4 protein-coding genes and 2 pseudogenes are annotated in these 5,764 nt (G+C 60.4%); 2 read left to right on the plus strand and 4 right to left on the minus strand.

Annotation, left to right across the window (positions count from 1 at the left end; translation table 11 throughout):
• Together L0H65_RS13160 and pdeM are read left to right on the plus strand one after the other, a co-directional pair.
• Positions 1-1,097: pseudogene (locus tag L0H65_RS13160) on the plus strand (DNA ligase-associated DEXH box helicase); the annotation flags it as partial.
• Between the two features lie 172 nt (positions 1,098-1,269).
• Positions 1,270-1,944: a ligase-associated DNA damage response endonuclease PdeM gene (gene pdeM, locus L0H65_RS13165; protein ID WP_301459507.1), complete on the plus strand. Its 675-nt coding sequence runs from the start codon at positions 1,270-1,272 to the stop codon at positions 1,942-1,944.
• 198 nt (positions 1,945-2,142) lie between these two features.
• Here the strand turns inward: pdeM and folD are convergent, their stop codons facing one another.
• From folD to L0H65_RS13185, 4 genes and pseudogenes are all read right to left on the minus strand, one after another.
• On the minus strand, positions 2,143-3,033 hold the full coding sequence (folD, locus tag L0H65_RS13170; RefSeq protein ID WP_301459508.1) for a bifunctional methylenetetrahydrofolate dehydrogenase/methenyltetrahydrofolate cyclohydrolase FolD: 891 nt from the start codon (positions 3,031-3,033) through the stop codon (positions 2,143-2,145).
• 39 nt (positions 3,034-3,072) lie between these two features.
• Positions 3,073-3,369, minus strand: a complete 297-nt coding sequence (locus L0H65_RS13175) for a chorismate mutase (protein WP_301459509.1) — start codon at positions 3,367-3,369, stop codon at positions 3,073-3,075.
• 94 nt (positions 3,370-3,463) lie between these two features.
• Positions 3,464-5,140: a formate--tetrahydrofolate ligase gene (locus tag L0H65_RS13180; protein ID WP_301459510.1), complete on the minus strand. Its 1,677-nt coding sequence runs from the start codon at positions 5,138-5,140 to the stop codon at positions 3,464-3,466.
• A 434-nt stretch (positions 5,141-5,574) separates the two neighbouring features.
• Positions 5,575-5,764: pseudogene (locus tag L0H65_RS13185) on the minus strand (sulfurase); the annotation flags it as partial.

Consider the following 5,764-nt stretch of genomic DNA (forward strand, 5'->3'; position numbering starts at 1 on the left):
AGTGGCAGCGCCTGATGCAGCGCGGTGCCAAATGGACGTTGCGCGACCCCCGCGCCGCTGCCACCATCCGCCAGAACCTCGGCACCATCATCGACACCGAAACGCTGAAGGTGCGACTGAAGAACCGGATGGGTGGCACACCCTTGGGCGAGGTCGAGGAGAGCTTTGCCGCCACCCTCACCCCCGGCGATACGTTCCTGATCGGTGGTCAGATCGTGCGCTACGAAACAATTAGGGAACTGACCGTCGAGGTCACCCGCAGCCCCGGCCACAACCCGAAAGTCGCCGTGTTCAACGGCACCAAATTCGCGACATCCACCCTGCTCGCCGATCGCGTCCTGCGCATCTTCCAACAACACGCATGGCCCAACCTGCCTCACCACACAGCCGAATGGCTCGCGATTCAGCGCGAGGTCTCACAACTCCCCGAACCGGGGCGGTTGTTGCTCGAAACCTTCCCGCATGAGTCCCGCGAACATCTGGTGATCTACGGCTTCGCGGGCCGCAATGCCCAGCAGACGCTCGGCCTTCTGGTCACCAAACGGATGGAGGATGAAGGGCTGGCCCCTTTGGGTTTTGTCGCCACCGATTACGCCACAATGATCTGGGGGCTGGAGCCGGTGCTGAACCCCCTGACACTCCTGTCGCCAGAAAACCTGCGCGAAGGCCTGGAAAACTGGCTCGGTGGCAACGCGGTGATGAAACGCACCTTCCGAAACGCCGCCACCACAGCGATGCTGATCGAACGCCAGAACCAAGGCCGCCGCAAATCAGGTCGTCAGGCGGTATTCTCCTCGGATATCCTCTATGACACATTGCGCCGCTTTGATCCCGATCACCTGCTGCTGCAGATCACACAGGCCGAGGCGATGCGCGGCATGGTCGACTTCGGGCGGATCGAGGACATGCTGACCCGGATCGAAACCCCGACAACAAGCCGGATCGACATCCGGCACCTTCGCCATGTTTCCCCCCTCGCCTTTCCGATGTTCCTCGAACGCGGCCGTGTGCCAGTGGATGGCAAAGCAATGGAGCGTCTGCTGGCCGACGAAGCCGCAAAACTCATGGCCGCAGCCGGCCTGAGCGTTACATATTGATACAAGACCCAATCTTCATCTTGGAAAAAATACCTTCTTCACGCCCGTCTCGTCACGAAAACCAACCCAACACCGAAAGCACCCCGGCGACAGCCGCGAATGTGAACCCCCTCAATGGGGGTGAGCATTCGTCCCCCTTGCGGCGGATTGCGTCCTGCGCCACGGTTCGCCCATGACCGGACACCACTTTTCCCTTGCAGAACAACCGCTCGTCGCGCTCCCCTCGGGTGCGTTGCATTGGCCTTCGCAACATCTGCTCTGCGTCTCAGACCTGCATCTGGGCAAATCTGAACGCCTGGCCCGGCGCGGAGGCGCGCTGCTTCCGCCCTATGAAATCGCAGAAACCCTGACACGGCTTGATGCCGATATCACCGCGACCCAGCCTGCAACAGTGATCTGCCTCGGCGACAGTTTCGACGATCCGACGGCGGCGCAGGAAATGACGGAGGTTCATCGCCTCTGGCTTTTGCGCCTGATGGCAGGCCGCGATTGGGTCTGGGTCGCGGGCAATCACGATCCCGAACCAGTGACGCTCGGTGGCTGCAATCGCGCGGAGTGGCAACGTGGCCCATTGCGCTTTCGTCATATCGCCGAAACCGGCGCAACAGGTGAGATTTCAGGCCACTACCACCCGAAAGCACGGCTGAAAGGCCGCGCGCGACCCTGCTTTCTGCTATCGAGGGAGCGGCTGATCCTTCCCGCCTACGGCACCTATACCGGCGGGCTCTGGTGCGATGATCCGGTGCTTTCGGGCTTGCTGACCGCACCGGCCCTCGTCATTCTGACCGGCGCACAATGCCTCGCCATCCCGTTGCTCCGCCCGAACACAGCACCCTGCAAGCCATGACTGACCGCCGCATTCGCGCCCACTTTCCCCGCCAGGGGTTGATGACCACCCTCGTTTCCCATGTGCTATATGTCGCCCAAGGCACGGCCGTAGTGACTTTGCAGCTGCAACTGCTTTCCCGCAATCAACACGGAGCGGTCTTGCAGGCCTGACCTTCGCACTTGCCTATGTGCCGCAAATTACACCACGCGAAAACCTTCAGGCTGTCAGCCCCTTCGGTTCCGCCAGTCCGTTCGCGCGGCACGCCGCCGTCAGAGTATTCGCCAGCAAGCAGGCAATCGTCATCGGCCCGACGCCGCCCGGCACCGGCGTAATCGCCCCCGCCACCGCCGCGCAACTCGCAAATTCCACGTCGCCGACCAGTTTCGTCTTGCCGTCACGCTCTATCCGGTTGATGCCGACATCAATCACCGTCGCACCGGGACGCACATAATCTCCGGTGATCATTTCCGGCCGTCCGACCGCTGCCACCAGAATATCCGCACCCCGGCAGACTGCCGCCAGATCCTTCGTCCGGCTATGCGCAATCGTCACCGTGCAGCTATCGCCAAGCAGCAATTGCGCCATTGGCTTGCCCACGATATTGCTGCGCCCGACCACAACCGCATTCAACCCCGCAAGCGATCCGTGATGATCGCGCAACATCATCAGGCAACCCAGCGGTGTGCAAGGCACCATGCTTTTTTGTCCGGTGCCAAGCAAGCCGACGTTGGAGATGTGGAACCCATCGACATCCTTGGCCGGATCAATGGAGTTGATCACCAGTTCAGAATTCAGATGCGCCGGCAGCGGCAGTTGCACCAGTATCCCGTGGATTTCCGGATCGGCATTCAGTCGCGCGACCAGAGCCAGCAAGTCGCGCTCAGCCGTATCGGCGGGCAGCTTGTGCTCCACGGAAGTCATCCCGACCTCCACGGTCATCTTGCCTTTCGATTTCACATAGACCTCAGACGCCGGGTCTTCGCCGACCAGAACCACAGCAAGGCCGGGCTTGACCCCGTGTTCCGCCACCAGACGCGCGACATGCTCCGCAACCTCGCCGCGCACCTTGGCCGCGAAAGCCTTGCCGTCAATGATCACAGCGCCCATCGTCATTCCTCTCCTATGTCAGCGATGCCCGCACCGCCTTCAATCTGCACCCAAAGTCACTTCCTCGCGGGCAATCGACCAGTCGATCACCTGCCGCCACAGACTTTCGGCCAAGGTCGGGTCAAGCCCTTCAATCTCGGCAAAGCGGCGCACATTCTGCACCACCTGCTCCACCCGGTCGTCAATGCGCGCGGGCAGGCCAAATGCGCCCTTCACCTGCGCCGCACGGTCGATATAGCCCGCGCGTTCCACCAGAAGCAGGACCAAAGCCCGGTCAACCCGGTCAATCTCCAACCGGATCTCCTGCATGTTTTCGCACTCCGACGGACGCTTCATCGCGGCCTCCCCTTTTCGGTTGCGACCTGACATGAACCGAACCGAAAGCAGGGTCAAGGTGACAAGGCGCGCAGGCTATGCGCGTCGTGACACCTCAGGACAGCCCCTCAACATCACCCGCAGCATTCAGGCCAATCACTTCTGCCGAGGGCACACGCGGCAAGCCCGGCATCGTCATGATCTCACCGCAGATCACCACAATAAAACCGGCCCCCGCGCTAAGTCGCACTTCCCGCACCGGCAAGGAATGGCCGGTTGGCGCGCCGCGCAGGTTCGGATCGGTGCTGAAGGAATATTGCGTCTTCGCCATACACACCGGGAAATGGCCATATCCCGCCTCCTCCCAGCTTTTCAACTGCGTCCGGATCGACTTGTCGGCCAACACCTCATCCGCGTGGTAAATCCGCTTGGCAATGGTTTCTATCTTCTGGAACAGCGGCATCTCATCGGGGTAAAGTGGAGCAAAGCTCGCCGTCCCGCTTTCGGCGAGTTGCACAACCTTATGCGCCAAATCCTCAATCCCCGCCGAACCCAGCGCCCAGTGTTTGCACAGAATTGCCTCGGACCCTTGGGATTTCACATAATCCTTCACTGCCTGCACTTCGGCATCAGTGTCCGACACGAAATGGTTGATCGCCACAACCACCGGAACGCCAAAACTTTTCAGGTTGCCGATGTGGCGGCCAAGGTTCGGGCAGCCTTTCTTGACCGCCTCCACATTCTCCGGCCCGAGATCGGCTTTGGCGACGCCACCATTCATTTTCATCGCGCGTACAGTGGCGACCAGCACCACCGCATCCGGCGCAAGGCCCGCCTTGCGACACTTGATGTTCATGAACTTTTCAGCCCCAAGATCGGCCCCAAAACCGGCCTCTGTCACCACAAACTCACCCAACCGCAAGGCGGTTTGAGTGGCAATGACGGAGTTGCAGCCATGCGCGATATTGGCGAACGGCCCCCCATGCACGAAAGCCGGGTTATTCTCCAGGGTCTGCACCAGGTTCGGCTGCATCGCATCTTTCAGCAGCACGGTCATCGCACCATCAGCCTTGATGTCGCGGCAATAGACCGGGGTTTTATCGCGGCGGTAGGCCACCACAATATCGCCCAGACGCTTTTGCAGATCCCGCAGATCATTGGACAGGCACAGGATCGCCATCACTTCCGACGCGACAGTAATGTCAAACCCGGTCTGGCGCGGGAAACCGTTGGCAACGCCGCCAAGGTTGACCACCACATCGCGAAGCGCGCGGTCGTTCATATCCATCACGCGGCGCCACATGATGCGGCGGGCGTCGATATCCAGCTCATTGCCCCAATAGATGTGGTTGTCGATCATCGCCGAAAGCAGGTTATGCGCCGAGGTGATCGCGTGGAAATCGCCGGTGAAATGCAGGTTCATCTCCTCCATCGGCACGATTTGCGCATAACCGCCGCCCGCAGCGCCGCCTTTCATGCCGAAGTTCGGCCCAAGACTGGCTTCGCGAATACAGACCACGGCCTTCTTGCCGATCCGGTTCAAACCATCGCCAAGCCCCACGGTTGTCGTGGTCTTGCCCTCCCCCGCCGGCGTCGGGTTGATCGCCGTCACCAAGATCAGCCTGCCGTTCTTGCGACCTGCCAGGGAGGCGATGAATTCCTGGCTTACCTTCGCCTTGTCATGGCCATAGGGCAAAAGATGTTCCGACGGGATGCCCAGCTTTTCACCGATCTGCATGATCGGCTGCTTTTTCGCCTCGCGGGCAATCTCGATATCGGTCTTGAACGCCATGTCTTGCCACTCCCTGCATGTTTTTGCCCGTGTCGGGCATTGCGATTGGTGTATCCAGTCCATTTGCGCCAAGAAAGGGCGTTTCCGACATTTCCCGCGCCAAATTCGCCAGTGGCAGTTGCCGAAGGGGATTATTCGCGTCGTTGCGCGTAGATCCTGAGTCGTTGGCGGGTTTTGCGTTTGATCACGATCGGAACTCGCCGCCTTTCCCGTTGGTCGAGCCGGCATCTCATTCAATTCGACTGTTTCAAGTAAAATACAAAACGCTGCAAGGCATGACCCGCTCCGCCCCGAATGGAACCGTAATGCTGTCGCGGCGTTAGTGTGTTGAACAATGGAACGGAGGCGGCGATGCAGATCAACCCGGTTGCGATCATCTTCAGTGCGGCTTTGGGGCTTGGCATGATACTGTCGGCGACGATGGTTCTCGCATTTTAAGCGCCTCGCCACGCGCGTTGGTTCGGGATGTAGACAGTCACGCTGTCGCCCACGCGCAATGTCCCCTCACGCTCCACCCATGCCGTCACACCTCGCCGCATCCGCGCCGCCGGTTTGAAGGTTCTTCCCTTTTCGGGATGCCGGTTTTCGATCACTCTGGCAGGCAGGGTACATGGCAGATTCTCC

Origin of the sequence: Pseudorhodobacter sp. (assembly GCF_030452865.1) — a bacterium.
In the GTDB taxonomy this organism is placed as follows: domain Bacteria; phylum Pseudomonadota; class Alphaproteobacteria; order Rhodobacterales; family Rhodobacteraceae; genus Pseudorhodobacter.

Coding starts and splice junctions, on each gene's coding strand:
- pdeM (WP_301459507.1), top strand. CDS start 1,270: ATGACCGGACACCACTTTTCCCTTGCAGAACAACCGCTCGTCGCGCTC.
- folD (WP_301459508.1), bottom strand. CDS start 3,033: ATGGGCGCTGTGATCATTGACGGCAAGGCTTTCGCGGCCAAGGTGCGC.
- L0H65_RS13175 (WP_301459509.1), bottom strand. CDS start 3,369: ATGAAGCGTCCGTCGGAGTGCGAAAACATGCAGGAGATCCGGTTGGAG.
- L0H65_RS13180 (WP_301459510.1), bottom strand. CDS start 5,140: ATGGCGTTCAAGACCGATATCGAGATTGCCCGCGAGGCGAAAAAGCAG.